2 protein-coding genes are annotated in these 1191 nt (G+C 38.8%); both read left to right on the top strand.

Translation table 11 applies throughout. The annotated features are described in order from the left end of the window. The first annotated feature begins 42 nt into the window (after positions 1-42). Positions 43-579 (top strand): helix-turn-helix domain-containing protein, encoded by a 537-nt coding sequence (locus tag B0681_RS09930; protein ID WP_078318571.1) that lies wholly within the window; start codon positions 43-45, stop codon positions 577-579. Beyond that, positions 579-1191, top strand: a 613-nt coding sequence (locus B0681_RS09935) for an IS3 family transposase (RefSeq protein ID WP_265734165.1), incomplete at its 3' end; no start/stop codon positions are given. The genes B0681_RS09930 and B0681_RS09935, both read left to right, overlap by 1 nt.

A 1191-nucleotide genomic window follows, 5' to 3' on the forward strand; every position in this document is an offset into this window, starting at 1 on the left:
TGAACCGCACCCCAAAAGTTAGACAACCTTTGGGGTGTTTTTATGACCAAATACACAATGGACTTTAAACTTGAAGTCATTGATCATTATTTAACAGAGCATAGTTACCACAGCACAGCCAAATCGTTTGGTCTGAAACGTTGTATCGTCCAAAACTGGGTGAGACTCTACCAAACTCATGGTATTGATGGCATTCGCACAAGAGTGAGCAAAGCCAGTTATTCACCAGAATTTAAACACACAGCAGTATTACAACTACTTGCTGGTAAATCCATACGCACTTTGGCGATTGAATTAAATATCAGTAACCCAAGTGTACTCCATCAATGGTTAAAAGCTTATCAAACTCATGGTATCATGGGACTGACTCCCAAACCTAAAGGTAGAAAGGCGATGACTTCATCAACAAACAAAAAATCCAAGGTAGCTAAAAAAGCCAAGGCAAATAAAACATCAACCAATGAACATGCTGAGTTACTCAGACGTATTCAATATCTAGAAGCTGAGAATGCTTACCTAAAAAAGCTCGATGCCTTAATTCGCCAAAAGAATCAATCAAAGTCAAAGACAAAGTCTTAATTGTTGGTGAATTAAGGCAACAAAGGTATTTGCTGAGTGATTTACTCAAAGCAGCCAAGCTTGCCAGATCAGTGTTCTATTATCATCTAAAACAGCTTGCCAAGGCTGACAAACATCAAGCAATAAAACATGAAATTCAAAACATCTACCACGCCCACAAAGGCAGATATGGCTATCGGCGTATGACTCTAGCACTAAAGCAGTTGGGCTTTATCATCAATCACAAAAAAGTACAACGGCTAATGCATGAACTTGGGTTTAAAGCAGTAATTCGTCGCAAGCGAAGCAAATACAGCACTTACCGTGGACAAATAGGCAAAATCGCTACCAATGTCTTAAACCGTAATTTTAAAACAGACAAACCCAATCATAAATGGGCAACGGATGTGACTGAGTTTAAAGTGGTGGATAAGCAAGGTAATACAAAGAAGCTTTACTTATCACCCATCATTGATTTATATAACGGTGAGATCATTAGCTACAATATCAAAGACAGACCGACTTATGAGTTAGTGCAAGAGATGCTAAACCAAGCCATAACAACACTGACAGAAGATGACAAACCCATCTTACACTCTGACCAAGGCTGGCATTATCAAATGAACAATTACC

The organism is Moraxella porci DSM 25326, assembly GCF_002014855.1.
GTDB classification, from domain to species: Bacteria; Pseudomonadota; Gammaproteobacteria; order Pseudomonadales; family Moraxellaceae; genus Moraxella; species Moraxella porci.

Bases quoted from the DNA above. Each gene is read 5' to 3' on its own strand.
- B0681_RS09930 (WP_078318571.1), top strand. From the start codon at position 43: ATGACCAAATACACAATGGACTTTAAACTTGAAGTCATTGATCATTAT.